The 26,439-nt window shown below is 68.1% G+C and carries 25 protein-coding genes; 13 read left to right on the top strand and 12 right to left on the bottom strand.

Annotated elements, in window-relative coordinates; translation table 11 throughout:
• Positions 1-9: 9 nt before the first annotated feature.
• Positions 10-1,893 (bottom strand): MFS transporter, encoded by a 1,884-nt coding sequence (locus tag E0H45_RS04550; RefSeq protein ID WP_131334997.1) that lies wholly within the window; start codon positions 1,891-1,893, stop codon positions 10-12.
• Between the two features lie 117 nt (positions 1,894-2,010).
• Between E0H45_RS04550 and E0H45_RS04545 the strand changes: the two genes are divergently transcribed.
• Positions 2,011-2,793: a DUF3027 domain-containing protein gene (locus E0H45_RS04545; protein ID WP_131334996.1), complete on the top strand. Its 783-nt coding sequence runs from the start codon at positions 2,011-2,013 to the stop codon at positions 2,791-2,793.
• 124 nt (positions 2,794-2,917) lie between these two features.
• Here E0H45_RS04545 and E0H45_RS04540 read toward each other — a convergent pair whose 3' ends face one another.
• Positions 2,918-3,244, bottom strand: coding sequence for a DUF2530 domain-containing protein (locus tag E0H45_RS04540; RefSeq protein ID WP_131334995.1), 327 nt, complete (start codon positions 3,242-3,244; stop codon positions 2,918-2,920).
• Positions 3,245-3,312: 68 nt separating this feature from the next.
• On the opposite strand from E0H45_RS04540, the gene E0H45_RS04535 reads away from it, so the two are divergent.
• Positions 3,313-4,785 carry an NCS2 family permease gene (locus E0H45_RS04535; protein WP_131334994.1) on the top strand — a complete coding sequence of 491 codons (1,473 nt, stop codon included), beginning with the start codon at positions 3,313-3,315 and terminating at the stop codon, positions 4,783-4,785.
• A gap of 1 nt (position 4,786) precedes the next feature.
• On the opposite strand, the gene E0H45_RS04530 is transcribed toward E0H45_RS04535, so the two are convergent.
• Entirely contained in the window at positions 4,787-5,398 is a 612-nt protein-coding gene (locus E0H45_RS04530; RefSeq protein WP_131337645.1) for a TetR/AcrR family transcriptional regulator, read from the bottom strand.
• A gap of 78 nt (positions 5,399-5,476) precedes the next feature.
• Here E0H45_RS04530 and E0H45_RS04525 point away from each other — a divergent pair, with 78 nt between their 5' ends.
• A complete protein-coding gene (locus E0H45_RS04525) occupies positions 5,477-5,872 on the top strand; it encodes a Dabb family protein (RefSeq protein WP_131334993.1) in 396 nt (131 codons plus the stop codon).
• On the opposite strand, the gene E0H45_RS04520 is transcribed toward E0H45_RS04525, so the two are convergent.
• On the bottom strand, positions 5,869-6,942 hold the full coding sequence (locus E0H45_RS04520; RefSeq protein WP_131334992.1) for a hypothetical protein: 1,074 nt from the start codon (positions 6,940-6,942) through the stop codon (positions 5,869-5,871). The two genes, E0H45_RS04525 and E0H45_RS04520, sit on opposite strands and share 4 nt — an antisense overlap.
• Positions 6,943-7,035: 93 nt before the next feature.
• On the opposite strand from E0H45_RS04520, the gene E0H45_RS04515 reads away from it, so the two are divergent.
• A complete protein-coding gene (locus E0H45_RS04515; RefSeq protein ID WP_131334991.1) occupies positions 7,036-7,485 on the top strand; it encodes a MarR family winged helix-turn-helix transcriptional regulator in 450 nt (149 codons plus the stop codon).
• Positions 7,482-8,798 (top strand): MFS transporter, encoded by a 1,317-nt coding sequence (locus E0H45_RS04510; RefSeq protein ID WP_131334990.1) that lies wholly within the window; start codon positions 7,482-7,484, stop codon positions 8,796-8,798. The genes E0H45_RS04515 and E0H45_RS04510 overlap by 4 nt, the downstream gene beginning before the upstream one ends.
• An 84-nt stretch (positions 8,799-8,882) precedes the next feature.
• On the opposite strand, the gene E0H45_RS04505 is transcribed toward E0H45_RS04510, so the two are convergent.
• Positions 8,883-9,548 (bottom strand): DUF4429 domain-containing protein, encoded by a 666-nt coding sequence (locus E0H45_RS04505; RefSeq protein ID WP_165546355.1) that lies wholly within the window; start codon positions 9,546-9,548, stop codon positions 8,883-8,885.
• 65 nt (positions 9,549-9,613) lie between these two features.
• On the opposite strand from E0H45_RS04505, the gene E0H45_RS04500 reads away from it, so the two are divergent.
• Positions 9,614-11,017 (top strand): mycothione reductase, encoded by a 1,404-nt coding sequence (locus tag E0H45_RS04500; RefSeq protein WP_131334988.1) that lies wholly within the window; start codon positions 9,614-9,616, stop codon positions 11,015-11,017.
• Here E0H45_RS04500 and E0H45_RS04495 read toward each other — a convergent pair.
• Entirely contained in the window at positions 11,000-12,445 is a 1,446-nt protein-coding gene (locus tag E0H45_RS04495) for an LLM class flavin-dependent oxidoreductase (protein WP_238154796.1), read from the bottom strand. The genes E0H45_RS04500 and E0H45_RS04495 overlap by 18 nt on opposite strands.
• 33 nt (positions 12,446-12,478) lie before the next feature.
• On the opposite strand from E0H45_RS04495, the gene thpR reads away from it, so the two are divergent.
• The 4 genes from thpR to efeB are packed head-to-tail and all read left to right on the top strand — an operon-like array spanning position 12,479 to position 16,360.
• A complete protein-coding gene (gene thpR / locus E0H45_RS04490) occupies positions 12,479-13,042 on the top strand; it encodes an RNA 2',3'-cyclic phosphodiesterase (protein WP_131334986.1) in 564 nt (187 codons plus the stop codon).
• A 45-nt stretch (positions 13,043-13,087) separates the two neighbouring features.
• Entirely contained in the window at positions 13,088-13,936 is an 849-nt protein-coding gene (gene efeU, locus E0H45_RS04485) for an iron uptake transporter permease EfeU (protein ID WP_131334985.1), read from the top strand.
• 16 nt (positions 13,937-13,952) lie between these two features.
• Positions 13,953-15,113, top strand: a complete 1,161-nt coding sequence (efeO, locus tag E0H45_RS04480) for an iron uptake system protein EfeO (RefSeq protein WP_131334984.1) — start codon at positions 13,953-13,955, stop codon at positions 15,111-15,113.
• Complete coding sequence (gene efeB, locus E0H45_RS04475) at positions 15,110-16,360, top strand: iron uptake transporter deferrochelatase/peroxidase subunit (RefSeq protein WP_131334983.1); 1,251 nt, start codon at positions 15,110-15,112, stop codon at positions 16,358-16,360. The genes efeO and efeB overlap by 4 nt, the downstream gene beginning before the upstream one ends.
• A gap of 100 nt (positions 16,361-16,460) precedes the next feature.
• Here efeB and E0H45_RS04470 read toward each other — a convergent pair whose 3' ends face one another.
• The 4 genes from E0H45_RS04470 to E0H45_RS04455 form a co-directional block, all read right to left on the bottom strand.
• The gene (locus tag E0H45_RS04470; protein ID WP_131334982.1) at positions 16,461-17,300 is read right to left on the bottom strand and encodes a carbohydrate ABC transporter permease; all 840 of its coding nucleotides are present in this window, start codon (positions 17,298-17,300) and stop codon (positions 16,461-16,463) included.
• The gene (locus tag E0H45_RS04465; protein ID WP_131334981.1) at positions 17,293-18,258 is read right to left on the bottom strand and encodes a carbohydrate ABC transporter permease; all 966 of its coding nucleotides are present in this window, start codon (positions 18,256-18,258) and stop codon (positions 17,293-17,295) included. The genes E0H45_RS04470 and E0H45_RS04465 overlap by 8 nt, the downstream gene beginning before the upstream one ends.
• 94 nt (positions 18,259-18,352) lie before the next feature.
• Positions 18,353-19,669, bottom strand: a complete 1,317-nt coding sequence (locus E0H45_RS04460; protein ID WP_131334980.1) for an ABC transporter substrate-binding protein — start codon at positions 19,667-19,669, stop codon at positions 18,353-18,355.
• 215 nt (positions 19,670-19,884) lie between these two features.
• A complete protein-coding gene (locus E0H45_RS04455) occupies positions 19,885-20,991 on the bottom strand; it encodes a LacI family DNA-binding transcriptional regulator (RefSeq protein ID WP_131334979.1) in 1,107 nt (368 codons plus the stop codon).
• A 107-nt stretch (positions 20,992-21,098) separates the two neighbouring features.
• On the opposite strand from E0H45_RS04455, the gene E0H45_RS04450 reads away from it, so the two are divergent.
• Together E0H45_RS04450 and E0H45_RS04445 are read left to right on the top strand one after the other, a co-directional pair.
• The gene (locus E0H45_RS04450; protein ID WP_131334978.1) at positions 21,099-22,727 is read left to right on the top strand and encodes an acyltransferase; all 1,629 of its coding nucleotides are present in this window, start codon (positions 21,099-21,101) and stop codon (positions 22,725-22,727) included.
• A gap of 218 nt (positions 22,728-22,945) precedes the next feature.
• Positions 22,946-24,052, top strand: a complete 1,107-nt coding sequence (locus tag E0H45_RS04445; RefSeq protein WP_238154795.1) for a hypothetical protein — start codon at positions 22,946-22,948, stop codon at positions 24,050-24,052.
• Here E0H45_RS04445 and E0H45_RS04440 read toward each other — a convergent pair.
• Both E0H45_RS04440 and E0H45_RS04435 read right to left on the bottom strand, forming a co-directional pair.
• Positions 23,982-25,259, bottom strand: coding sequence for an MFS transporter (locus tag E0H45_RS04440; RefSeq protein WP_131334977.1), 1,278 nt, complete (start codon positions 25,257-25,259; stop codon positions 23,982-23,984). The two genes, E0H45_RS04445 and E0H45_RS04440, sit on opposite strands and share 71 nt — an antisense overlap.
• A 23-nt stretch (positions 25,260-25,282) precedes the next feature.
• Entirely contained in the window at positions 25,283-25,873 is a 591-nt protein-coding gene (locus tag E0H45_RS04435) for a helix-turn-helix domain-containing protein (protein ID WP_202872195.1), read from the bottom strand.
• 162 nt (positions 25,874-26,035) lie between these two features.
• On the opposite strand from E0H45_RS04435, the gene E0H45_RS04430 reads away from it, so the two are divergent.
• Positions 26,036-26,401: a hypothetical protein gene (locus tag E0H45_RS04430; RefSeq protein ID WP_131334975.1), complete on the top strand. Its 366-nt coding sequence runs from the start codon at positions 26,036-26,038 to the stop codon at positions 26,399-26,401.
• Positions 26,402-26,439 lie beyond the last annotated feature (38 nt).

Here is a 26,439-nt window from a genome sequence, read left to right as displayed (position 1 = left end):
GCGTGGGTGTCAGCGGGGTGGGCGGCGCGGGGTCTCGCCGCCGGGGCGGCGCTTGAAGGGGTGGTTCCGGTCGCGTTCGACGGTTGGTTCTTCGGACCAGGGAGCCGTGTTCTCGCCGGTGTTCTCGTCGTCGTCGGTCTGACCGCTCCACCAGCGGCCCATGGGTTGTTCGGGCGGCGGCTTCTGATCCGAGGAGCGCCACTCGATGGTCGGCTCGTCGTGCGAGCTCGAACGGCGCTCGCGGTTCGCGCGCTGCTCGGCGACGCTGAGGATCGTCCGGGTGGTGCTCTCCGGGTGCTCCTCGCTCGCCGGACGCCGGTGCTCCGTCGGGTGCGCGTGGGGCCCGTGGTCGGTGCGGGGTCCGCCGAGGCCGCCGGGGCGCAGCGGGCCTTGGGTCGGGCGGTTGGTCGGGCGCATTCGCAGTACCAGGAACACGACGACCAGCAGTACGCCCGCGAGGAACCCGAACCCGAGGCGCGGGATCAGCGGCAGCACGATCCCGCAGCCACCGCCGAGCACCCACGCGAGTTGCAGCACCGTCTCCGATCGCGCGAACACCGACGTACGCACGGATTCCGGGACGTCGCGCTGGATCATCGCGTCCAGCGACAGCTTGCCGAGTGAGCTGCACAGACCTGCGACCAGGCCGAGCGCGATCAGGATCGGCAGGCCGTACAGCACGGCGACCGCGACCGCGACGGTCACGTCCGCGAGCAGCACCACGAGCACGACCGTTTCCGGTTTACGTGCTTTGAGCAACGATCCGAGGATGGTGCCGAGACTGTTCCCGATCCCGGCCGCGGCGATCACCGCGCCCGCCGCGACGGCGCCCTTGACGCCGCTGATCGGCTGGTCGCGGAGCAGGAACGCCAGATACATGGTCAGGAACCCGGACACGAACCGCAGTCCCAGGTTGCACCGGATCCCGCGGGCCACCGCGGAGGTGATCGCGCGGCGCCGTGCGTCCCGTCCCGCCGTACCCGTCACTTCCTTGTCGGCGGGGGAGTCGACCGCGGACGGCAGCCGGATCGCGAGGACCAGGCCGACGATGTACACCAGCGCGGCCCAGCGCAGCGACCACTGCGGCCCGATCGCGGCGAACGCCGCGGCGATCCCGGCGCCGATGGTCGCGCCGGCGACACCCGCGAGCGAGATCCGCGAGTTGGCCGTGACGAGCGTGATCTGCTGGGGAAGCAGCCGCGGTACGGCGGAGGCACGCGTCACGCCGTACGCCTTCGAGGCGACCAGGCAGCCGAGCGCGGCCGGATACAGCCAGGCGGAGCCCTGGCCGGAGATCGACGACGCCAGGCTCCAGACCAGGAACGCGCGGACGCCGAGGGTCGCGCCGATCGCCCAGCGGCGACCGTGCCGGAACCGGTCGAGGATCGGGCCGATCAGCGGCGCCATCAACGCGAAAGGCGCCATCGTGAGCACCAGGAACAACGCCACCCGGTCGCGGGCCTGATCGCTCGGCACGGTGAAGAACACCGTCCCTGCCAGCGAGACCGCGAACGCCGTGTCGCCCGCCGCGTTCACCGCGCCCAGTTCGATGAGGCGCGAAAGGCCTGACTCGCCGGCGCCTTGAGCGCTCGTCAGGCCGCGGATCCGGCGCCCGGTTGCCCGCCCGACCTTGCCGCCGGCCTCAGCTGCCTTCTTGGATGCCGAGGCAACGCCCTCGGCCCCGACCTTCGAGGCGTGGCCCACCTTCTTGCTTGCGGTCCCCATCCGGTCGCGGGCATCGCTGAGCCGCTCGCCCGCAGACTTCCCAGGCGCAGCGTCCGCCTTGCCGTTGCCGGCCTGCGCCTGGCCGGGGCCGGCGTCCGCGCGCGGCCCTCCGACGGCGGGATCGCCGTCGCGGTGGCCTCCAGAGGCGTTCGGGTCGCGGGGTTGCATGAAACCATCCTGCCTCGTGCCGGGGACAGACGGCAGACACCGCGCGTAAGGGCACCGGATCGCGGGTGGGTGACGGCGGTTCGGTGTACGGCGAGCGGCGTGCGAGAATGGGCGATTGTGACTCCTGTCAAAAGCCCGGAATCGGTACGTGCGAAGCCCGACGCCGTCTGCGTCGCGGCGGTCGAACCGGCCCGCGAGGCCGCGATCGCCGAGGCCGGCGCCGCGCAGGTCGGGGAGCACCTCGGTCATCTGGTCGAGGGCGAGCGCCTCGTCACCCACTATTTCGCCTCCACCCACCCCGGGTACCGCGGCTGGCGCTGGGCCGTCACGGTGACCCGTGCGTCGCGTGCCAAGACCGTCACGGTCAACGAGGTCGTGATGCTGCCCGGCGACGCGGCAGTTGTCGCGCCCGAGTGGGTCCCGTGGTCGGAACGCGTCCAGCCCGGCGACCTCCGCCCCGGCGACCTGTTCCCGACGCACGCCGACGATCCGCGGCTCGAGCCCGGGTTCACCGACACCGCCGATGCGCCGGAGGACGTGCTCACGGTGGTGGAGGAGCTCGGCCTCGGTCGCGAGCGCGTGCTCTCGCCGTTCGGGCGTGAAGACGCCGCCGAGCGCTGGTACGGCGGGGAGTTCGGCCCGACGTCCCCGATCGCACAGGCCGTCCCGTACAAGTGCTTCTCGTGCGGCTACTGGATCCGCCTCGCCGACAGCCTCGGCCAGGCCTTCGGCGTCTGCGCCAACGAGATGGCCCCCGGCGAGGCCCGCGTCGTCGCCTACGACTACGGCTGCGGCGCCCACTCCGACGCCACCATCGACCTGGCCGAGCCCCCCACCCCGGACCACGCCTTCGACACCACCGGCTACGACACCCTCGAGCTAACCCCCACCGAGGACTGAACCCCAACCACAAGCCGGGCCGTTGCACACTCCGCGGCCCCGGTGAACAGGTAATTGCCTGTTCACAGGCACCGGGCGGTGGGCTCCGGCCCTACTCGTGACGCGCGGGGTCAGGCTCGCGGGGTCAGTCTTCGGTGGCGGAGCGGTGGCCGGCCTGGATAGCGGTCCAGCGGCGTTTGCAGTACCAGAGGCCGATGAGGCCGAGGCCGAAGCCGGCGACCGGGACCCAGAGCCACCAGTCGAGGCCGTCGTCCTCGAGGCGGTCGCGGAAGACGAAGAGTACGACGAACGCGACGGCCCACATCGCGATACCGGTGATCACGCTCGGGATGCCGGACAGGTCGAGCGGCTTGACCTCGGCGTGCACCAGTTCGCCGCGGGCGAGTTGGCTGGTCGGGTCGGTGCGCTTCTTGTCCGCGCGCTCCTTGGCCGGCTCCTGCTCCTCCGTCACGTCAACAGCTTAGCTTCGTTTGCGATTAGTGCTCGCAACTCCCCGGTAGGAACTGGCACGATGCGGTCATGAGCTCGCCCCAGGCCGCGACGGCCCGCTCCGGTTCCGGTCCTCTGGACTCGTTCTTCAAGATCAGTCAGCGCGGATCCACGCTCGGCCGGGAGGTCCGCGGCGGGCTGGTCACGTTCTTCACGATGGCGTACATCGTCGTGCTGAACCCCCTCATCATCGGCACCGTCAAGGACGGCACCGGCCAGTTCGTCGGCGGCGGCACCGACCCGGTGGCGGCGATCGCCAAGATCGCGGTCGCGACGGCGCTGGTCGCGGGGGTCGTCACGATCCTGATGGGCGTGTTCGCGAACTTCCCGCTCGCGCTCGCCACCGGCCTCGGTCTGAACGCGTTCGTCGCGTTCTCGATCGCGACCAAGATGACCTGGGCGGACGCGATGGGCCTGGTGGTCCTCGAGGGCCTGATCATCCTGGTCCTGGTGCTCACCGGCTTCCGGAAAGCGGTGTTCGAGGCGGTGCCACTGCAACTGAAGATCGCGATCAGCGTCGGCATCGGCCTGTTCATCGCGTTCATCGGCGTCGTCGACGCGGGCTTCGTACGGCGTCCCGCCGCGCTCGGCGGCCCGCCCGTAGAACTCGGTGTCGGGGGCAACCTCCGCGGCTGGCCGGTGCTGGTGTTCGTGGTCGGCCTGATCCTGATCGTCACGCTGTACGCCCGGAAGGTGAAGGGCGCGATCCTGATCGGCATCCTGGCCGCGACCGTCCTGTCGATCCTGATCGAGTCGATCGCGAACATCGGCGCCCGCACCGACAAGAACCCCGGCGGCTGGGGTCTGAGCGTGCCGAAGTTGCCGGACCAGTGGTTCACGAAACCGAACCTGGACACGGTCGGTGAGTTCAACCTGTTCGGCTCGTTCGACAAGATCGGTGTGGTGTCGGCGCTGCTGCTGATCTTCACGCTGATGCTCGCCGACTTCTTCGACACGATGGGCACGATGACCGCGATCGGCGCCGAGGCGGGCCTGAACGACGCCGACGGCATCCCGCCGAACTCGCAGCGGATCCTGGTCGTGGACAGTCTCGCGGCCGCCGCCGGTGGCGCCGCGTCCGTCTCGAGCAACACGTCGTACATCGAGTCGGCCTCGGGCGTCGGCGAAGGCGCCCGGACCGGGCTGGCGAGTGTGGTGACCGGGATCTGCTTCCTGATCTCGATGGTGGTCGCGCCGCTGGTCACGCTGGTCCCGTACGAGGCGGCGACGCCGGCGCTGATCCTGGTCGGGTTCCTGATGATGACGCAGGTGAAGGGCATCGACTTCGACGACATCGAGGTCGCGTTCCCGGCGTTCCTGACGATCATCCTGATGCCGTTCACCTACTCGATCTCGGCCGGTATCGGCGCCGGTTTCGTCTCGTACGTGATCCTCAAGACCGTCCGTGGCAAGGGCCGCCAGGTGCACCCGCTGATGTGGGTCGTCGCCGCCCTGTTCGTCCTCTACTTCGCCATCGGCCCCCTGAGCGACTGGCTGACCTGAGTTACTGATTGCCGAAGGCACGCAGAAACGTCTGCACGGCGTTCTGCGTGACGTCGGCGAGTTCTTTCGCCGGAATCTTCCGCGTGCCGAGGCGGGACCGGGCGTCGAAGGGTGCGGTCAGTAGCGCGCCGAACTGTTCCGCCGCGACGGCCGGGTCCGTGATGCGGAGGTGCCCGGCCAGCGCGAGCCGGGCGAGCCGGTCGGCGAGGGCGTCGTTGACCTTGTCCGTAGCGCGCTCCCGCACGATGTCCTGCAGTTCCGGCATGCTCGCGAGCTCGGCGTGCAGCAGCCGGCGGAGCGCCCACGACTTCTCGTCGCAGTAGCACTCGGCGAGCTTCCGGCCCACCTCGGTCAGCGCCTCCGCCGGATCGCGGTCCGGGCGCAGCGACTCCACGGCCGCCAGGTTGCGGGTCAGCGCATCGTCCGCGAGGGCGCTGACGGCTGCCCGGAACAGCGACTGCTTGTCGCCGAAGTGGTTGTAGATGGTGTGCTTCGCGACCCCGGCGGTGGCGGCGACCGTGTCCACGCTCGCGGTCCGGTACCCGTCCCGGGCGAAGACCGTGAAGGCCGCGTCCAGGATCGCCTGCCGCTTGTCGATACGTCCGCGCGTCATTGTCACCTGGTCAGGGTAGCTTGCTGAACTTCGGCGTACAGTAGAATGCACTGACCAGTGCAGTTCTAAGGAGAGCAGATGATCGTCAACGTGTTGCGGATCCGGTTCAAGGACGGCGTGAGTGTCGAGGAGCAGGAGGAGGTGCTGGCGGTGATGCGCCGGACCGCGTCGCTGGACTCGGTCGCGTTCGGTGCCGTCGGCAAGGACTTCGGCAATCCCGCGGACGGCTTCACGCACTCGTACCTGGCGGCGATCCCGGATCTCGACGCGCTCGAGCGGTACATGCACGACCCGGTGCACCTCAGCGGCGACGACCTGATCCTCGACAAGCTCGAGAAGATGAGCGCCGTCCGCTTCAGCGACGACGGCGATCCGGAGATCGGCAAGGCGGTGTACGGCGTTGCCACCCGCAAGATGGAGCAGTACCCGGACTGGGCCCGCCGGATCGACGAACTGTTCGGCGCGAACGTCTAAGCGGTACGCCGAAGTTCGAGGTACTCGGCGCGAGCGGTGAAGAGTTCGCGGAGCTCGTTGCTGACGTGGTCGAGGAACTCCGTGCGGTACGTCGAGTCCGTGAGCAATGCGATGGAGTAGTAGAGCCCGGTGAAGTTCGCGATGCCGACGGCGACCTTGATCAGGGAGGCGCTGAGGACGAGCGGATGGTTCAGCAGCTCGACGTGGTACGACCACGAGCCGGCGTCGACGCCCCACTGCCGGTAGATGTGTTCGCTGATCGCGAGCATGCCGAAGGCAACGAAGAACAGGCCGACGCCGGCGCTCACCACGAGCACCTGCATCCACTGCCGGATCACCAGGCTGACGCTGACGTTGAAGCGCTGGCTCCGGCTCAGCGGCGGACCGGAGCCGGCGGTGCGCTCGATCGAGTCCACCTCCAGCGGCAACCGGATCAGCAGGAACACCGTGCTCAGCAGGGCGAAGGCGATCACGGAGAAGACGATGAAGGCGGCGGGCATCCACGCGAACACCTGCCACATGTCCGCGGTCATGAACAGCACCAGCGAGAAGACCAGCAGGAGCGGCAACGCCCGGACGAAGCTGGCGACCGAGTTGGCCAGCTCGCGGGCCAGTTGGCGGAATCCCCAGACCACGGTTGCGATGAAGCCGTAGCCGACCACGACGTACACCACGCCGACCAGCAGCAAGTTGCCGAAGGCGACGCCGAAGAACTGCTTGACCTGTCCTTGCGTGACTACCGGGAGCAACGCCGGCAGGAACACGAACACCGCCAGCTCCGGGGTGCCGAAGCGGGTCGGCAACGAACCGAAGGGTCGCCCTCGTAGCCCGTTGAGCAGGCCGAACCCGGCGACCAGTGCCACCAGACCGCCGAGCGCGGCCAGCAGGTTCTGCCACCAGTCCCATTCGAGCGAGGTGGCGCCGAGCATCTCGGCCAGGAACACCAGCACCAGCAGCGGCGCCGCCCGCGTGAAGATGTCGTGCGTCGGCGAGAAGTCCTCGATGAACAGCGGCAGTCCAGCCCGCCGGAATCGCTGCTCGTACCGCTCCAGCTCGGCCGTCGTCCCCATGACGGCGAACTCTATCGGCCGCCCGGGGTCCGGGAATACCAGCTGGTGGTCCAACGTTTTTAGTTAGCAAAGGTAATGAGTTAAGGTAAAGACATGCCCGAAGTCGTAGCGCAGCAGGTGAAGAGTGACGTCGGGCTGGCGAGTGCCCTGCGGTCGTCGACCCTGCGGCTGTCCCGGCAGATCCGCCGGCAGCGCGAGCCCGGTCACGACCTCACCGCGAACCAGCTCAGCGTGCTCGGCGCGCTGGCCAAGCACGAGGCGATGACGATCGGCGAGCTGGCCGCCCACGAGCAGGTGAAGCCGCCGTCGATGACGCGGATCGTGACGAACATGGAGGAGGCGGGCCTGGTGGTCCGTCGCCCGCATCCGACCGACAAGCGGCAGATCGTCGTCGAGCTGACCGACCGCGCCGACGAGCTGATCCTGGCGAACCGCCGGCGCCGCGACGAGTGGCTGCAGACCAAGCTGAAGCAATTGACCCCGGAGGAGCGCGACATCCTGCGCAAGGCAGCACCTGTTCTCGAACGACTGGCGGCTCGATGAGCCCCACCTTCCGCGCGTTCAAGGTCCGGAACTTCCGGCTCTACGCCTCGGGCGCGATCATCTCCAACGTCGGCACGTGGATGCAGCGTGTCGCCCAGGACTGGCTGGTCCTGGAGCTGACCCATTCGGGTACGGCGCTCGGCATCGTCACCGGACTCCAGTTCCTGCCCGCGCTCCTGCTCGGCCCGTACGCCGGTCTGGTCGCCGACCGCTTCCCGAAGCGGACCGTGCTGACGATCACCCAGGTCGCGATGGCCACCGTCGCCCTGACCCTCGGTGGTCTGACGATCGCCGGTGTCGTGCAGACGTGGCACGTGTATCTCCTCGCCCTGCTCTTCGGTGTCGGCACGGCGTTCGACGCCCCGACCCGGCAGGCCTTCGTGGTCGAGATGGTCGGCCGCGACGAGCTCTCCAACGCCGTCGGGCTGAACTCGGCCTCCTTCAACGCGGCCCGGCTGCTCGGCCCGGCGCTCGCCGGTCTGCTGATCAACTGGATCGGCACCGGCCCGGTGATCATGATCAACGGGTTCACGTACGCCGCGGTGATCGTGTCGCTGCGGCTGATGCGCACCGGCGAGCTGCACACGCCGAAGCCCGCGGCGCGGGACAAGGGCATGATCCGCGACGGCATGCGGTACCTGTGGCGGCGGCCCGACCTGATGATGGTGCTGGTCGCGGTGTTCTTCGCCGGCACGTTCGGGCTGAACTTCCAGATGACCTCGGCGCTGATGGCGACGAGCGCATTCCACAAGGGCGCGGGGGAGTACGGCATCCTCGGCTCGATCCTCGCGATCGGCTCGCTGTCCGGCGCGCTGCTCGCGGCCCGGCGGGTCCGGATCCGCGCGCGGCTGGTGATCGGTGCGGCGGTGGCGTTCGGTCTGCTCGAGATCGTGAGTGCGCTGATGCCGACGTACCTGACCTTCGCGCTCGTGCTGCCGCTGGTCGGGCTGACCTCGCTCACCATGCTCACCTCGGCGAACGCGACCATGCAGTTGAGCATCGAGCCGACGATGCGCGGCCGGGTGATGGCGCTGTACATGACGGTCCTGATGGGCGGCACGCCGCTCGGGTCGCCGTTCATCGGCTGGATCGGGCAGGTGATGGGCGCCCGCTGGTCGCTGATCGTCGGCGGTGGGCTCACCGTCCTCGGCACGGTCGGCTCGGTGCTGTACTTCTCCCGCCGCCGCGGCCTCGCGATCCGCCCACGGCTCCTCCCGCGCCCACACCTCGAGGTCCTGCCCCAGACCGAACTACTCGGCGAGAAGGCAGTCGTCGACGCACCCGAGGTACCGAAGAAGCCGCAGGTCGCGTAGGAGCGGACGGGCATGCAGGCAGAACCCCCGTTTGCGGGCTCGACACGCCGCGATCGTCGGGGTTCTGCCTGCGCGGCGGTTCGGCTACGGGCGGATCCGCGTCAGTAGGCGGGCGGCGAAGAACAGGGCGTCGGCTTCCGCTGCGCGCCGGGTCAGCATCGCGGCCGGATCGTGCTTCGGCTTCGGGCGTACGTCGGGGGTCGCGGCTGTGCTGATCCGGAGGAATCCACGCGCGCCGAAACCGACCGCCGGTGCCCACTCCACGTCGACGATGTCCCCGAGTGGCACTGACCAAGGATCGCCGAACGCCTTCTTCTTTCGGCCCGCGGACCGGTGGTAATTGAACGTGAGCTGCCCGCTAGCCACCGCGAGCGTCGCGTCCCGCCCCTCGATCCGGTCGGGCGCGGGCGGCGGCGCGACCAGCCATGCGGTGGAGGCCGTCGCCGGTACGTCGCGACGCACGAGCGCCTGGCCGATGTCACGGGCGATCCCCTCGGCGGCTTCGTGGTCGACGCCCGGGAAGTCGTAGAGCTCGATCGGCTGAGTCACCGACTGCAGCGGGTCGGCGCCGTCACGCAGGACGAACTGGAGCCCCGCATCGGTGACCTCCACGGCGCGCAACGCTTCGATGGGCACGACCCGCTCACCCAGGCGAGATCGTAAGGGCGACCCGCCGTACCGGATCCGGAGGGTGCCGATGCCGTCCCAGACGACCGTGCCGTACCTGCTCGTCAGCTCACCACCTGCCACTCGCCCTATCTTTCCTCGTCCGCGGGTCCAGCGCAGGTCCTTGCGGGTAAGGGTCAGAATGGATCGTGACCCATTACGACCTCGTCATCATCGGGACCGGCTCCGGTAACACCATCGTCAATCGGCGGTTCGCCGACTGGAAGGTGGCGATCGTCGAGCGCGGTACGTTCGGCGGCACCTGCCTGAACGTCGGGTGCATCCCGACCAAGATGTTCGTGCACGCCGCCGACGTGGCCGCGACCCCGTCGGTGAGTTCGCGGTACGGCGTCGACGAGCAGCTGCTCGGCGTCCGCTGGACCGACGTCCGGGACCGGATCTTCGGCCGGATCGATCCGATCGCGGAAGGCGGCTCGGAGTACCGGCACCACAACCCGGACAACGCGAACGTCCGCGTGTACGACGGGACCGGCCGGTTCACCGGGTTCAAGGAGCTGACCGTCGACGGCAAGGACGGCTCGACGAGCGTGTTCAGCGCGGATCGGTTCGTGATCGCCACCGGCAGCCGGCCGATCGTGCCACCGATCCCGGGCCTCGAGGAGACCGGGTACCACACGTCGAACACGATCATGCGGCTCGAGGAGCTGCCGCGCCGGATGGCGATCATCGGCGGCGGGTTCGTCGCGGCCGAGTTCGCGCACGTGTTCGCGTCGTTCGGGGTCGAGGTGACGATCGTCCTCCGGTCGAACGAGCTGCTCCGGCTCGAGGACGGCGAGATCTCCGCGCGCTACACGGAGATCGCGCGGGACAAGTACGACGTACGGCTCAACCATGAGACCGTGCGGGTCGAGCGACGTGACGACGGCTCGATCCTGCTCGGGATGCTGAACCCGGACGGCGCCGACGAACTGATCGTCGACGAGCTCCTGGTCGCGGTCGGCCGGGAACCGAACTCGGACCTGCTGAACCTCGACGCCACCGGGGTCGAGGTGGACCGCGAGGGGCGTGTGGTCGTGGATGCGTACCAGCAGACCACCGTCGACGGCATCTACGCGCTCGGCGACGTGACGAGTCCGCTCCAGCTGAAGCACGTCGCGAACCACGAGGCGCGGGTGGTGAAGCACAACCTGCTCAACCCGGACGACCGGATCGAGGCCGACCACCGGTTCGTCCCGCACGCGGTGTTCAGCGCGCCGCAGATCGCGTCCGTCGGCCTCACCGAGGAGCAGGCGAAGGAACGCGGAATCCCTTATGTGAAAGCGGTTCAGCGGTACGCTGACATCGCGTACGGCTGGGCGATGGAGGACACCACCGGGTTCGCGAAGGTCCTCGCCGACCCGAAGAGTGGGCAGATCATCGGCTGCCACGTGATCGGCCCGCAGGCGCCGACCGTGATCCAGCCGGTGATCCAGGCGATGAGCTTCGGGCTGGACGCGTACACGATGGCGCGCGGCCAGTACTGGATCCATCCGGCCATGCCCGAGGTGATCGAGAACGCCCTGCTGAAACTCGATCTAGACCCGGAACGCTGAGATCACATCGGCGACCGTGTCGAGGGTGGCGAGGTCGGGGAGGCTGATCATCACCTCGGCCACGCCCACCTCGGACAACTCGCGGAACCGCCCGATCTGATCGTCGACGGTGCCGGCGTTCACGGAGGCGGCGTACTTCGCCGGGTTCACGTTCCGCGGACGCAACCGCCGTACGAGCTCGTCCAACTGCTGCGAGTCCTTGCCCACCAGGGTTGTCGACAGATGCGTCAGCTCAACCGGCCTGTCGCCCAGATAGCCGGCCGCCTTCCGAACCGCGGCGACGTCCCCGAACACATTCACCGCGTCCGCGTACCGCCCGGCCAAGCGCAGCGTCCGCGGCCCACTCCCGCCGACGAGCACGGGCAGATGTTCCTGCAGCGGTCGCGGATAACAAGTGGTGTCCGGTACGTCGAGAACCTTGCCGCGGAACGGTTTGTTGCCAGGTCCCCATAAAATCGGCAACACCTGCAAGGCGTCCTCGAGCAGCGCATAGCGTTCGCTCACCGAGGGAAACGGCCAGCCGTACGCCTTGTGCTCCGCCTCGAACCATGCGAGCCCGACCCCGCACACCGCCCGCCCACCACTCAACACATCGAGCGTCGCGGCGATCTTTCCGAGGTGGGCGACGTTGCGGTACGTGATGCCCGAAACCAACGTCCCCAACCGCACTCGGGTCGTACACGCGGCGAGGTACCCGAGCGTCGTCCAGCTCTCCAGGAAGTCCTCCCACGCCCGCCCCACCTGCGGGATCTGCCGGAAGTGATCCATCACGTAGATCGCGTCGAACCCCACCGCCTCGGCCCGCTCCGCCACCTCCCGAATCCACGAAGCCAGGCCTTCCCGACCGCCTGGATATCTGCTCAGTTGCAACCCGAACCGCAACCCCATCGGAGCTTCTGATTGCCGCGCGTGCGCCGCAGTCGACTCCACGAAGGCGTTCGGCACCACCCGCACCGCGGTCGGCTGCAGTACGTCGTCGTACCCCTCCGTCGGGAGCTCTTGCTTCACCGAAGCCCATGACCGCAGCTGCGACGTCAGTACGTCAGCCGGGATCCGCTTCGCCGTACGCTCCCGATTCCGCCGCCGGCACTCGTCGGCCGGCGTATCGAAACCCACCGCCACACAAGGCATTCCGGCCTCGCGCGCCAGTTCCAGCCACCGCACCCGCCGGTCCCTGTCGAGCCCGAGTGTGTCGATGACGGTCGTCAGCCGCCGCCCGATCCGCTGCCGCACGACCTCCTCCAGCAACGCGAACGCATCGGCACTCGCCGCGATGTCGTCCTCACCGGCCCCGACCAACGCCCGCAACCGATCACTCGACACCACCAACTCGGCCTCGAAATGCTCCGCCGCCCACGTCGACTTCCCGGACGCCCCCGGACCCACCAGGATCACCACACACGGCGAGGGCAGCTTGAACTCGGACACAAAAGCAGTTTCCACCACCGATAGCATTTTCGGATGCGATTGTTCGTGGCCGTAGTGCCACCTCAAGAGGTAGTGGAGGATCTGAGCGAGTTCGTCGAGCCCCGCCGGGACCATCCGGACGACGACATCCGGTGGGCGGCGGACGAGCACTGGCATCTCACGCTGGCGTTCCTCGACGAGGTGCCGGACTGGAAGACCGAGGAACTCGAGGAGCGGCTGGAGCTCGCCGCCAAGCGACAAAGACCGTTCGAGCTGCAGCTGGCCGGCGCCGGCGCCTTCCCCGGCGTCCCCGACGCGCGGGTCCTGTACGCCGGAGTGCGCGACGAGACCGAGTCGCTCAAGCACCTGGCGATGACCACGCGGTCGGCAGCGAGTCGCGCCGGAGTGACCGTGGAAGGAAGGAAATTCACCCCGCACCTGACACTGGCGCGAGTGCGCCGACCGATCGACGTCACCAAGTGGGTCAGGGTTTTCGACACCTACAACGGTCCGGTCTGGACCGCCGGCAGCCTGCAGTTGATCGAGTCCCGGCTGGGTGAAGGACCGGGCCACAGTGCGGCGTACATCACGGTAGGCGAATGGGACTTCTTAGGTTAACCTCAGGAAGGTTAGCCGTACCTAATGCAATGAGAGAGTCCCGCCATGCTCGCGAACTACCTGATCGGACTTCGTGAAGGACTCGAGGCCTCGCTGGTCGTCAGCATCCTCGCCACCTTCCTGGTCAAGTCGGGGCATCGCGATCGACTCAAACTGGTCTGGATCGGTGTCGCCACGGCGCTTGCCGTGGCGGTCGCCGCCTGGGGTCTGCTCCAGTTCGTCACCGCGCTGACCGCGAAGTCGTTCACGACCCAGGAGACCGTCGGCGGGGTGATGTCGATCCTCGCGGTCGGCTTCGTCACCTGGATGATCTTCTGGATGCGCAAGGCGTCCCGCAGCATCGCCAAGGAGCTGCGCGAGCGGATGGGCCAGGCCCTCGAGGTCGGCTCCCGCGCGGTGGTCGTCCTGGCGTTCCTCGCGGTCTTCCGGGAGAGCATCGAGACCGCGTTCATCGTGTACGCGTCGGCCGCCACCGCGACCACCGCCGTACCGTTCGTCGGCGTCCTGCTCGGGCTCGCGACCTCGGTGCTGCTCGGCGTCGCCATCTACAAGGGCGCGGTGAAGATCAACCTGGCCGTGTTCTTCAAGTGGACCGGCGCGGTGCTGATCCTGGTCGCGGCCGGCATCTTCGCCTACGGCTTCCACGACCTGCAGGAGGCGAACATCCTGCCCGGTCTGCACACGCTCGCCTTCGACATCTCCCACGTGATCCCGCCGGACAGCTGGTACGGCGTACTGCTGAAGGGCATCTTCAACTTCAACCCGGCACCGTCCGTGCTGGAGGCGATCGCGTGGGTCGCCTATCTCGTCCCGGTGATGGTGCTCTATTTCCTTCCGGTGAAGAGCTCCACACCGCCCGCCGTACCGGCGACGACCGCCCACAAAGCGGCCTGAATCCCCAGGAGAAGCAATGCGCACCACTCCCGTCTTTGTTGGCACAGCCCGTCGGGTCTCCATCTTCGGTACCGTCGTCGTCATCGGCCTCGCCGCGCTCACGGCGTGTGCGAAGGACGAGCCGGCGGCCAAGGACGACGGCACCGGTCCGGTGTCGGTGAAGGCGTCCGACTCGGGCTGCGACCTGAGCCGCCGCGACGTGAAGTCCGGCACCAGCACGTTCTCGGTGACGAACGGCGGCAGTAAGGTCACCGAGTTCTACGTGTACGCCGACGGCGACCGGGTGATGGGTGAGGTCGAGAACATCGGTCCGGGCCTGAAGCGGGACCTGATCGTCGAGCTGCCGACCGGCAAGTACCAGGCGGTCTGCAAGCCCGGCATGGTCGGCGACGGGATCCGCGGCGACCTCAACGTCGCCGGCGACGCGCCCGCGCAGGTCGACACCGACACCGCGCTGAAGCAGGCGACCGAGAGCTACCAGCGGTACGTGAACTCGCAGGCGGTCGCGCTGGAGCAGAAGACCACCGAGTTCGTCACCGCGGTGAAGGCCGGCGACGTCGCGAAGGCGAAGGAGCTGTTCCCGGTCTCGCGGACCTACTGGGAGCGGATCGAGCCGGTCGCCGAGTCGTTCGGCGACCTGGACCCGAAGATCGACGCGCGCGTCAACGACGTCGAGCCGGGCACCGAGTGGACCGGGTACCACCGGATCGAGCAGGCGCTCTGGGTCTCCAACTCCACCAAGGGCATGGAGAAGTACGCGGACCTGCTGCTGACCGATGTGAAGACCGTGGTCGCGAAGGCGAAGGTCGTCAAGCTCACCCCGCTGCAGCTGGCCAACGGCGCCAAGGAACTGCTCGACGAGGTCGCGACCGGCAAGGTCACCGGCGAGGAGGACCGCTACTCGCACACCGACCTGTGGGACTTCGAGGCCAACGTCGAGGGCTCGCAGGCCGCGATCCAGGCGCTCCGCCCGGCCCTGCAGAAGCGGGACGCGGCGCTCGTCACCCAGCTGGACGCTCAGTTCAAGGCCGTCTTCGCGTCGCTGGACAAGTACCGCGACGGTGACGGCTTCAAGCCGTACACCGCGACCGAGGCCGAGAAGAAGGCCCTCGGCGCGGTGGTCGACGGGCTGGCCGAGCCGGTCAGCAAGGTCGCCGGGGTGCTGGCGAAGAAATGAGCGACCGTAAGGGAATCTCGCGCCGCGGTCTCTTCGGGGCTGCGGGCGCGGCTGTCGCCACCGGAGTCGCCGGGTACGCCGCACACTCGGCGCTGACCGGTGAAGAGTCGCAGGCCGCAGACAACAACGGGCCGGTCGAGTTCCACGGCCCGCACCAGGCCGGGATCACCACGCCGGTCCAGGACCGGCTGCACTTCGCCGCCTTCGACGTGACCACGACGAAGCGCGACGACCTGATCGCCCTGCTGAAGGAGTGGACCGCCGCGGCGGCGCTGCTGACGGCCGGTCGCGACATCGGTCAGTACGGCGCCGTGAACGGACCGGGGGAGGCGCCGCCGGAGGACACCGGCGAGGCGGTCGGCCTGCCGCCGGCACGGCTGACGATCACCGTCGGGTTCGGGCCGTCGTTGTTCGACAAGCGGTTCGGGCTCGCGTCCAAGCGTCCCAAGGCGCTGGTCGACCTGCCGCACTTCATCGGCGACGACCTCGACCCGGCGCGGTCCGGCGGCGACATCGCCGTACAGGCGTGTTCCGATGACCCGCAGGTCGCCGTACACGCGATCCGGAACCTGGCGCGGATCGGGTTCGGGCGGGTCGCCGTACGGTACTCGCAGCTCGGTTTCGGCCGTACGTCGTCGACGTCGCGGGCGCAGGCGACGCCGCGGAACCTGTTCGGGTTCAAGGACGGGACGAACAACCTCAAGCTCGAGGAAGCCGACAAGCTCGAGCAGCAGCTGTGGGTGCAGCCCGAGGACGGACCGGAGTGGATGGTCGGCGGCGCGTACCTGGTGTCGCGGCGGATCCGGATGAACATCGAGATCTGGGACCGTACGTCGCTCGGCGAGCAGGAGACGATCATCGGCCGCGGGAAGGGCACCGGCGCCCCGTTGGGCAAGGCGGACGAGTTCGACGCGATCGACTTCACCGCGAAGAACTCCGACGGCGACCCGAGGGTGCCGATGGACTCGCACGTGCGGCTCGCACACCCGCAGTTCAACAACGGCGCCGAACTGCTACGCCGCGGCTACAACTTCGTCGACGGCTCGGACGGCCTCGGCCGCCTCGACGCGGGCCTGTTCTTCCTCGCCTACCAACGCGACCCGCGCAAACAGTTCATCCCCGTCCAGAACCAGTTGGCCAAGAGCGACACGATGAACGAGTACATCCACCACGTAGGCTCCGGCATCTTCGCCTGCCCCGCCGGCGTCACCCCCGGCTCCTACTGGGGCGAAAAGCTCTTCGCCTGACCCACTTGGCGGACCGCCAGCACTCATCAATTGCGCCTGACGACCGATCGCCACGCTCAGCCGGTCCGCTGAGACGCAATTGATGAGTGCTGCAGATCCGCTACTTCACCGCACCTGCCGTGACGCCCGCGACGAAGTGGCGCTGGGCGAGAAGGAAGCCGATGACGACGGGGACGCTGACGACCAGGGCGGCCGCCATGATCTGGTTCCAGTAGATGTTGGTCTGCGTGGAGTACTGCCGCAGGCCGACCGACAGCGTCCGGTTGGCCTCGGTCGTCATCACCGACGCGAACAGGACCTCGCCCCACGCGGTCATGAACGAGTAGATCGCGACCGCGATCACACCAGGTCGCGCCGCGGGCAGGACGACCCGCCAGAGCGCGCCCATCGGACCGCAGCCGTCGACCAGCGCGGCCTCGTCCAGCTCGCGCGGGATGCTGTCGAAGTACCCGGCCAGCATCCAGATCGAGAACGGCAGGCTGAATGTCAGGTACGTGATGATCAGCCCGAGCCGCGTCCCGACCAGCTGCAGCCCGAACGAGTTGTTGATGTTCACGAAGATCAGGAACAACGGCAGCAGGAACAGCACACCCGGGAACATCTGCGTCGACAGCACCGTGGTGGTGAACACCGTCCGCCCGCGGAACTTGAACCGCGACACCGCGAACGCGGCCAGGATCGCGATCGCCACCGAGAACACCGTCGCCGCCACCGACACGATCGTCGAGTTCACGAAGTACCGGGCCAGCGGCACCGTCTTCCACATGTCCACGAACGGCGCCAGCGTCAGGTTCGACGGCCACCAGGAGAACGCGCCCTGCACGTCCTTGAGCGGTTTGAGCGACGAGGTCACCATCACGTACAGCGGGACCAGGACGAACAATCCGAGCACTGTGAGGGTGACGCCGCGGTAGATCTTGAACCCTCTGGTCTCACGCACGACGCGACCTCCTTCCGGTGACGAGCAGATACGCGCCGGTGACGATCATCAGGAAGATCAGCAGCAGCACGGACATCGCCGCACCGGTGCCGAAGTTCCAGGTCAGGAACGACGCGTTGTAGATGTGGAACGTGATCAGGTCACCGGCCGGCGGCTGCGCCGTACCGAACAGCACGTACGGCGTGTTGAAGTCGCTGAACGTCCACAGGAACAGCACGAGCACGAGCACCAGGTTCACCGGCCGCAGCGAGGGCAGCGTGATGTTGCGCCACTGCCGGATGTTGCCGGCGCCGTCCACCGACGCGGCCTCGTAGAGGTCCCTCGGGATGCTCTGCATACCGGCCATCAGGGTGAGGAACGCGAACGTCCACAGCTTCCAGCCGGCCACCGTGATCAGCGAGATCAGCGCGTTGCCGCCGATCAGCCAGAACGTTTTCCCGTCGGTCAGGTGCAGCTGGTTCAGCACGTGGTTCACCGCGCCGGTGTCGCGCTGGAGCATGAAGTTCCAGGTCAGGATTCCGGCGTACGCCGGGAGCGCGTACGGCACCAGGAACAAGGTGCGGACGATGCCCCGGCCGCGGAACTCCGGCTGCAGGGCGACCGCGGCGGCCATCCCGAGCACCCACGAGAACGCGACCGTGACGAGCGAGAAGACGACCGTGACGCCGAACGACTTCAGCAGCCCCTGCCCGACCGCGTTGTTGAAGTCGAGCGCGACCTTGTAGTTGCCGAGCCCGGCGCTGGGCGCGGAGGACCAGTTCGCGATGAAGAACTTGGTCAGTTTGACGAAGCTCATCCAGATCCCGACCAGCATCGGAATGATGTGGATGAACAGTTCCAGCAACACTGCCGGGGCCAGCAGCGCGTACGGCAGCCACCGGTTCAGGCCGGGCCGGTGCTCGAGCCGGCTCCGTGGTTTCGGCGGTGCCGGAGCGGCAGTTTCGGTTGCGACGGACATCCGGGTGGTCGCCCTCCTGTCTCGCGGATCGGCTGACACGTGCGTCGCGTCCGAAGAGCCGGAGGCCGGTTCTTCGGACGCGAACGCCCGTACGTCAGCTACTGGCGGCTACCTGGTCCTCGGCGGTCTTCAGCGCCGCCTTCACGTCGTCGGCGGTCACCGTCCCACCGGTCGCGATCTTGGCGAACATCGCGTTCATCGCCTTGCCGACAGTGCTCTCGAACTGGTCCTCGGCCGGCACCAGCGGCAGCGGCTTGGACTTGGTGTTGTAGACGTCCTGGAAGGTGGCCGCCTCGGCCGCGTCGGTGGTGAACACCGGCTTGGCGTCCTTCAGCACCGGCAGCGAGGAGAACGGCTTGCCCAGCGTGGTCTGGGTGTTCGCGTCCGTCATGTACTTCACGAACTTCAGCGCCGCGTCCTTGTGCTTGGTGTTCTTGAAGACCGACAGGTTGATCCCCGCCACGTGGCTGGCCACCTGCTCGCCGCCGGCCGGAGCCGGGAACGGTACGACGCCGTACTCGCCGGCCTTCATGCCGTTGGCAACGATCGAGGAGTCGGCGTTGTTCTGGTTGATGACCATCGCGACCTTCTTGGTGGCGAAGTCGTTCACCGACTTGGTGCCGTTGTCGTACTGCGCGTTCGACGGGTTCGCGACCTTGTCCTTCTGCATCAGGTCGAGGTACCGCAGCACGCCCTGCACGTTGCCGTCACCGGTGAACGTCGGCTTGCCGTCGCTGTTGAACCAGTCGGCCTTGTTCTGCGCGGCGTTGATGAACGCGAAGTGCACGTTCTCGGTGTAGCTGCCGGCCGCCAGCGCCATACCCCACTGGTTCTTCGCCGGGTTGGTCAGCTTCTTGGCCGCGGCGACCATCTCTTCCCAGGTCTTCGGCGGCTGCAGGCCGGCCGCGGCGAACATCGCCTTGTTGTAGTACAGGCCGTAGGCCAGACCGTAGAGCGGGACCGAGGTCGGGTCGGTGCCTTCCTTGCCGCCGGTCGCCAGAGCCGTCGGCACGAACTTGTCCTTGCCCCCGATCGCGGTCATCGCGTCGCCGTCGAACGGCAGGAACGCGTCGGTGGCCTGCAGCGAGGCCGCCCAGGTGTTGCCGATGTTGACCACGTCCGGCGCCTGACCCGAGGTGATCGCGGTCTGGATCCGGGTCTGCAGGTCGTTCCAGCCGATCACCTCGAGGTTCACCTTGATCCCGGTCTCCTGGGTGAACTTCTGCAGGACCGGGGTCAGGACCTCCTTGTCGTTGTCCAGGCTGGTGCCCTGGTTGCTGGCCCAGTAGGTCAGCGTCTGGTCACCGGTGCTGCCGCCGGAGGAGTCATCCTTGTCGCCGCCACCACAGGCGGCGAGGCTGATTCCCATGGCGGTCGCCGCAACCGCGGCTACAAGCGAACGCAGTCTCACGTCGGACTCCCTCGTCCCGTCTCGAGCCCCCGCAGACCTGCGGAGGCGGATCGGCCCCATACTGGCCTAACCGGTTAAGTTCCGTAACCCTAACCGGTTCAGTAGAGGCGTGTTCGTTACGACCTCGTGACCCGGCCAATCTTCACCCGGCGCGCGGCAAGCGCAATCCAACACTCTCTGCGAAGACTCGATTTCACACAGTCTTCAAACTGAGCTCAGGAGTGTGCGGGACCTGAGGATTCGCGGTGCCGGAGTTCGCCGGCCGGGGCCTCTTCGTGCAGGGTGTGGTCGCCGGTGACGATCCGGAGCAGGAGGTCGGCGGCGGCGCGGCCGCGTTCCATGGTCTTCTGGTCGACCGCGGTGATCCCGGGCCGCGCGAGTTCGCACAGGGGCGAGTCGTCCCAGGCGACGATCGAGACCTCGCCGGGCACCGCCGTACCGAGATCCATCGCGACCCGCAGCGCCGCAACCGCCATCAGGTCGTTCCCGAGCACGATCGCGGTCGGCGGATTGGGGCCGGTCAGCAGTTGGCGCGTGAGTTCCGCGCCGTCGTCGTACCGGTAGCTGCCCTCGACGTGCCGCACCGTGATCCCGTGCCGCGCCGCGTGCTCCTGCAGCGTCTGGACGCGGAGTCGCTCGTGGATGAACGTGAACGGGCCGCTGATGTGCGCGACGTTCGTGTGCCCGAACCCGGCCAGGTGGTCGAGCAGCAGCGAGACGGTCTCGTCCGGCGAGCTGATCAGCCGTCCGACCGCATCGTCCGGTGCGTTCGAGCTCACCACCACGCACGGCACCCCGAGTTCCTTCAGTACCGGGATCCGCGGGTCGTCGTCGTGCTCGTCGAACAGGATGAACCCGTCCACGCGCCCCTGTCGCGACCACCGCCGCAGTACGTCGAGGTCCTCGCCGTGCTCGCCCGTCAGCCGGAGCAGCAGCGACGAGTCGACCTCGTTCAGGTACTGCTCGATGCCGACCAGCGTGCGCATGTAGAACGCTTCGGTCGAGATCAGCGCGGGGTCCCTGGCGATCACGATCCCGATCGTCCGGGTGCGGCTCGCGGACAGTGCGACCGCGGCGGAGTTCGGGTGGAAGCCCAGTTCCTCGGCCAGGTCGAGCACCCGCTGCCGCGTCTCGTCGCTGACCCCGGCGCGGCCGTTCAGCGCGTACGAGACAGACGCCTTCGAGATGTGCAGTCGACGCGCGAGATCGCTGATCGTGACCCGGTGGCTCCGGCGGGTGCTGCCCGCCGTACCGTCACCGCCGCCGTCAGTCGTGCCGTCACCGCCGTCGTCGCCGTCCGCAACGGGTCCGCTCGTCGTCATCGCCCGGCCGCCCCTCGCACAGACGGAAAAGTGTTCATGTCAGACGGGAGATTAGCAGCGGCCTTTCAGGGCTGGTCTGCGTCCCGGGAATTGGATAGCGTTTTCCCATGGTGTCGAACGAGCCGTTGCGACTGGATTTCCTGCCTTGGGAGTACGCCCGGAAGGCCTCCGAGGCCGAGCGTGACCGGCAGGCCGAACGACAGGCAGGCCTCGGCGGGTCGGTCGAGCTCGCCCCGGACGTGTACGTCGCGGAGTCGGCCGCGGTGTACTGCGACGAGCTCCGGATGGGGGACCGTTCGTACATCGCCGCCCACGCCTACGTCACCGGCCGGATCGCGCTCGGCTCCGACTCGACGATCAACCCGTTCGCCGCGGTGCGCGGTGTGGTGACGATCGGCGACGGCGTCCGGATCGGCGCGCACACGTCGCTGCTCGCGTTCAACCACGGCACCGCGCCCGGCGAGCCGATCTTCAAGCAGCCGCACACCGCCGTCGGCATCACGATCGGCGACGACGTCTGGATCGGCTCCAACGTGACGATCCTGGACGGCGTCACGGTCGGCCCGCACACCATCATCGGCGCCGGCGCGGTCGTCACCAAGGACATCCCGGCCAACTCGGTCGCGGCCGGCAACCCCGCCCGAATCCTCCGCTCGCGGACAGGAGCATCCATGTCAGGTGATCTACCGACCTTGCTGAAAGACTTTGCGGCTAAGGCTCGCGAGCAGATCGACGACGTACTCGCGCGTTGCTGGGACGGTTCCCGCTTCGTCGACCGTCCCGGGATCGATCGCGATCCGGAGATCCGCCCCTGGTGCGACGCCATCGAGATCGCGGACCTGCTGGTACGCCGGACGCCGGCCGGCCACACCCGTGACGATCTCGTCCGGCGACTCCGCGCGCGCCAGGATCCGGCCACCGGACTGGTATCGCCTGGAGACCTCTCCGACGACGGACTGGGCAAGCCGTCGGACGCCGAACTGTCAGTCCTGGAAGGGTCCGCGAGCTATCACGTCCTGTGTGTCGGCTATGCCCTCCAGGTGCTCGGCAGCAGCTTCGAGCACCCGATCACCACGGAATTCACCCTCGACGACCTCGATAACTTGCCCTGGGCAAGGAGGGCTTGGTCGGCCGGTTCCGGCATCGACGCGCTCGGTACGGCGCTCGCCCGAAACCTCCATGATCACAAGGAATCTGGCGCGCTCGAACCGCTGATGGGATGGCTGCTCACCCGGGTCGACCCGGCGTCCGGGACCTGGGGTTCGCCGCATCCCGACGACGGACTGTTGCAGGTCGTCAACGGTTTCTACCGCCTCACGCGCGGCACCTACGCCCAGTTCGGCCTCCCGCTGCCGTACCCCGAGCAGGCCGTCGCCACGGTTCTTGCCCACAGCAACGACAGGCGGATGTTCACCGGCGACAACTACAACGCGTGCAACATTCTCGACGTCATCCACCCACTGTGGCTGGCCCGCAAGCAGACGACGTACGGCGAGCAGGAGGGCCGTCGCTGGGCCGAGGCGCAGCTGCGCGCGATCCTGACTCGCTGGGTCGACGGCGCCGGCTTCGCGTTCGCCCCGGACGGCACCGACGACCGCGCGATCCCCGGCCTGCAGGGCACCGAGATGTGGCTGGCCATCATCTGGCTGCTGTCCGACTACCTCGGCCTGTCCGACGCCCTCGGCTACCGCCCCCGCGGCGTACACCGCCCCGAACCCCTGATCAACCTCCACTGACTCCCCTTTCCGGTACCTGCTTCAGCGAGGTGGACCTGGCGAGACTGCGGGAGATCAAGCAGCGGGTCGACCCCGATGGCACGTTGGTCGGGAACTTCCGCCTACCCTGACCTCGTGGACCCCCGCACGCGCCGACTGGTGACCTCGCTCGTACTGGCCGCCTTGGTCGCCATCGTCGTGGTCGCGGCGCTCGTGCGCTGACGCTAACGTGTGGCCCCATGAGTACCCCCGCCACCGGTGAGCGTTCGTCGTACCTGATGCGGGCGGGGCTGGTCCGCAACGTGCGGTCGGGGGAGCACCTGACCACGTTCGTGGTGTCCGGGGTCGCGACGGTTCTGATCACCCGGCTGATCCTCAGCCTCAGCGGGTACCCGCAGATCGGCGGCAAGGGTCTGCACATCGCCCACGTGCTGCCCGGCGGGCTGCTGATGCTGATCGCGATCTCTCTGCTGCTCGGGTACGTCGGTCCCGTGGTGCGGCCGGCCGCGGCGACGGTCGGCGGGATCGGGTTCGGGCTGTTCATCGACGAGGTGGGGAAGTTCGTCACCTCGGACAACAACTACTTCTACAAGCCGACGGCCGCGATCGTGTACGTCGTCTTCGTGCTGATCGTGCTCGGGTTCCGTTTCCTCACCACGCGGCGGCCGATCGACCCGCGGGAGGAGCTGGCGAACGTCATCGACCACACCGTCGAAGGAGTCGCGGGCGGTCTGTCCCGGCGGCGCCGTGCCGAGGCGGCGGAGCTCCTGCGCGCCGTACCCCGGCAGATCGAGGGACGCCGGGAGACGTCCGAGCTGCTCGCCGCGTGTCCGCCTGACGAGGTCGAGTTAGCCGCTCCGGTGGACGCGGCCTGGCGGGCGCTGCAGCGTGGGTTCGAGCGGCTCGCCACCCACCCGAAGGCGCCGCCGATCGCCGTCGCCGCGCTGGCGATCCAGTTCGTCGCCGCGCTCGTCATCGCCGCTGTGCTGGGTGAGGGTCTCAACCACCTTCCGGTGCTCGGTGTGACGGTGGGGAGTTTGCTGTCAGCAACGTTCACGGTGCGCGGCGCTCTGGCGTTGCGGAAGCGCAATCGGGCCCGTGCGGTCCGGCTGTTCGAGCTGGCGGTGCTGGTGTCGTTGCTGATGACACAGGTCTTCCAGTTCGCCGCTACGCAGTTCGCGGCCGCCGGCGGGATGTTGCTGGACCTGGTGATGCTCGGGCTGCTGCGGGCGGAGCGGGAGCGGATGCGGCGCGAGCTGGACAACGCCACGAAGGTCAAGGCGCTCCGACTGCCACCCGATCTGGGTCTGCCGCCGTTTCCGGAGGATCCGTCGGACCCGGTGTAGCCCTCCATTGCTCGTGCCGGCCGATCAGTACCGGTGACATGGTCGCGACCAGGTAGATCGCACCACCTGCGAGCAGTGCAGGTGCCAGGCCCACGACAGCGACGGCCGCACCGGCGACGAGACCGCCAAGGGGTACGCCGGTCCAGCAGACAGCGTTGGACAGTGAGTTGACCCGTCCGAGCAGGTGGCTGGGGATCCGTTCGATCTGGATCGCGCCGAGCACGGGGTTGATGAAGCCGGCTCCGATGCCGCCGACGGCGTACACCGTCATCAGGGTCCAGACCGGTGCATCAGTGGCCATCGCCACGAAGCGCGGCGCTCCGGCGATCAGGAACGCGACCGTGAAGACGAGCTTGCGTGGAATGCGGTCGCCGATCGCGGACGCCAGCAAGGCGAACAGCGTCGCCGTCACTCCGAACGACGTGAGGATCAGACTGGTGTGGCCGGGGCCGTAGCCGTGCTCCTTGATCCAGACGGGCAGCAATACCGTGCTGGTCGCGGCATCGAGCAGGTTGGTCACTGCGATCATGACGACCAGCGGCAGCAGGAGCTTGTCGGTACGCAGGAAGGTCCAGCCCTCCAGCAGCCGGCGGCCGTAGCCCTGCTCCTCCTTTGGCGCGGCCGTCGCGTACTTCGGGATCCATCGGGCGATCAGTACGGCGCAGATGCCGAAGGACACCGCGTCGATCCAGAGGGCGTTGACTGCTCCGACCAGGGTGATGAGGCCGCCGGCGAGCGCGAACGCGAAGAAGCCCGCCAGGCGTTCCGTCGTACTCTCCAGCCCTGTCACTCGCTCCAGGGGGACTCTGGCCACGCGGGCGATGTCCGGGATCAGTGTCGACTTGGCGGCGTCGCCTGGTCCACGGAGCGCGCCGGCGATCGCGACCAGTACCAGCAGGGTCGGGAAGTGCAGCATGCCCAGCTCGTGCAGGAGGGGGATCAGTGCCACCACCGCCGTACTGGCGGTGTCTGCCACGACGCTGATCCGGCGTGCCCCGACCTTGTCGATCAGTGGGCCGCCGATTGCCTTCACCACGACCAGCGGCGCCATCTCTGCCAGCGCCACGAGACCGGTCTTGACCGGGGACCCCGTGGTGATCAGGACGAACCACGGGATCGCGATCGCGCTCACCCGGGTGCCGCAGATCGACACCACGTTCGCCACCAGGAACGCCGCCAACGGCGCCCGGTTGCCCTTGTCGCTCATTGTTCGCCTCACCCCCTGTGCCGCTAGCGCGTCTCGCGTGGGAACGCCTGGATCTGGACGGTGACCTGCTCGGCGCCCTCCGGGAGCGGAGCGGTGAGGTCCGGCGTCTTGTACTTCTCCAGGACCGCCATGACCTCGTGCATCATCGCGTCGAGCTGGTCGGCCCGGAGGTGGAAGAAGTAGTCCGAGAGCACGCTGGCGTCGCGCCAGTCGTCGGGCATCGTCTGCATCGCGTCGATGAAGCCGAAGATGTTCTCCGCGTACGTCTGGCCGACACCGTGCAGGAAGCCCAGGGCCAGCTCGGGCTCCTGGTCCAGCAACTCCGCGGCGTTGAACTCGGTGCCCTGGTGCGCCGACTTCCACCAGCGGTCGCGGGCGTTGCCGCGGCTGTCGTCCTCGACCACCAGACCGGCGTCCGCGAGCTGGCGGAGGTGGTAGCTGGTCGCGCCGGTGTTCACGCCGAGCCGTCCGGCCAGGGTGGTGGCGGTCTGCGGGCCGTAGACCCGGAGGAGGCCCAGGATCCGGTTCCGCATCGGGTGGGCGAGAGCGCGCACGAGGTGGCGATCCAGTTGGACCGTCCGTGCGGGCTCCACGCTCTGGTTCTCGTCGCTCATGGGTCTGAGCATAGGACTACAAAGACTTTTTGCAAAGTAATTTTGCAAAGAAGGTGTGCGGTTGGTTGTCCACAGGTTGCGAATTGATGCGCTGCGGGCTGCGGGATCGCGGCATCTTCTCTGTCGACCACGCATCCACCGAGGAGACGGAGAGAACCAGCGATGATGCGCGTGATGCTCGAGGACGCCGACTACTGCGACGTGCCGGCCGACCTGATGACGTTCGACGACGGGGCAGTGGTGTTCTGGCGGGAGGGCGAGGAGGTCGGCCGCCACCGGCAGGCCCGGATCCGGTCGCTCGAGCCGATGAACCTGCGCTCGATGACCCACAAGATCAAGCGCGCCCGGAAGACCCACCCGAATGCGTTCCGCCAGTGGAGTCCCGACGACGAGCAGACCCTGATCGAGATGTACAACAACAGCGCGACCCTGGAGCAGCTTGTCGAGGCCTTGGGCCGTCAGGAAGGCGGCGTCATCACCCGCCTCAGAGGGCTCGGGCTGCTCGCCGACGACCAGCAACTCCCATGAGCCGGCGGGGGGTGACTGCGGCGAGTTCATCGGTTGCG

Origin of the sequence: Kribbella soli (assembly GCF_004331345.1) — a bacterium.
GTDB classification, from domain to species: domain Bacteria; phylum Actinomycetota; class Actinomycetes; order Propionibacteriales; family Kribbellaceae; genus Kribbella; species Kribbella soli.
Note: the sequence above shows the minus strand (reverse complement) of the source record. Positions and strands in the feature narration are given on the sequence as shown.

Excerpts from the sequence above, each read along its gene's own strand:
- E0H45_RS04455 (WP_131334979.1), bottom strand. The coding sequence starts at position 20,991 with ATGACGACGAGCGGACCCGTTGCGGACGGCGACGACGGCGGTGACGGC.
- E0H45_RS04535 (WP_131334994.1), top strand. The coding sequence starts at position 3,313 with ATGAGCTCGCCCCAGGCCGCGACGGCCCGCTCCGGTTCCGGTCCTCTG.
- E0H45_RS04525 (WP_131334993.1), top strand. The coding sequence starts at position 5,477 with ATGATCGTCAACGTGTTGCGGATCCGGTTCAAGGACGGCGTGAGTGTC.
- E0H45_RS04430 (WP_131334975.1), top strand. The coding sequence starts at position 26,036 with ATGATGCGCGTGATGCTCGAGGACGCCGACTACTGCGACGTGCCGGCC.
- efeO (WP_131334984.1), top strand. The coding sequence starts at position 13,953 with ATGCGCACCACTCCCGTCTTTGTTGGCACAGCCCGTCGGGTCTCCATC.
- E0H45_RS04530 (WP_131337645.1), bottom strand. The coding sequence starts at position 5,398 with ATGACGCGCGGACGTATCGACAAGCGGCAGGCGATCCTGGACGCGGCC.
- E0H45_RS04510 (WP_131334990.1), top strand. The coding sequence starts at position 7,482 with ATGAGCCCCACCTTCCGCGCGTTCAAGGTCCGGAACTTCCGGCTCTAC.
- E0H45_RS04440 (WP_131334977.1), bottom strand. The coding sequence starts at position 25,259 with ATGAGCGACAAGGGCAACCGGGCGCCGTTGGCGGCGTTCCTGGTGGCG.
- E0H45_RS04515 (WP_131334991.1), top strand. The coding sequence starts at position 7,036 with ATGCCCGAAGTCGTAGCGCAGCAGGTGAAGAGTGACGTCGGGCTGGCG.
- efeU (WP_131334985.1), top strand. The coding sequence starts at position 13,088 with ATGCTCGCGAACTACCTGATCGGACTTCGTGAAGGACTCGAGGCCTCG.
- E0H45_RS04435 (WP_202872195.1), bottom strand. The coding sequence starts at position 25,873 with ATGAGCGACGAGAACCAGAGCGTGGAGCCCGCACGGACGGTCCAACTG.
- E0H45_RS04450 (WP_131334978.1), top strand. The coding sequence starts at position 21,099 with ATGGTGTCGAACGAGCCGTTGCGACTGGATTTCCTGCCTTGGGAGTAC.
- E0H45_RS04445 (WP_238154795.1), top strand. The coding sequence starts at position 22,946 with ATGAGTACCCCCGCCACCGGTGAGCGTTCGTCGTACCTGATGCGGGCG.
- E0H45_RS04550 (WP_131334997.1), bottom strand. The coding sequence starts at position 1,893 with ATGCAACCCCGCGACCCGAACGCCTCTGGAGGCCACCGCGACGGCGAT.
- efeB (WP_131334983.1), top strand. The coding sequence starts at position 15,110 with ATGAGCGACCGTAAGGGAATCTCGCGCCGCGGTCTCTTCGGGGCTGCG.
- E0H45_RS04465 (WP_131334981.1), bottom strand. The coding sequence starts at position 18,258 with ATGTCCGTCGCAACCGAAACTGCCGCTCCGGCACCGCCGAAACCACGG.
- thpR (WP_131334986.1), top strand. The coding sequence starts at position 12,479 with ATGCGATTGTTCGTGGCCGTAGTGCCACCTCAAGAGGTAGTGGAGGAT.
- E0H45_RS04520 (WP_131334992.1), bottom strand. The coding sequence starts at position 6,942 with ATGGGGACGACGGCCGAGCTGGAGCGGTACGAGCAGCGATTCCGGCGG.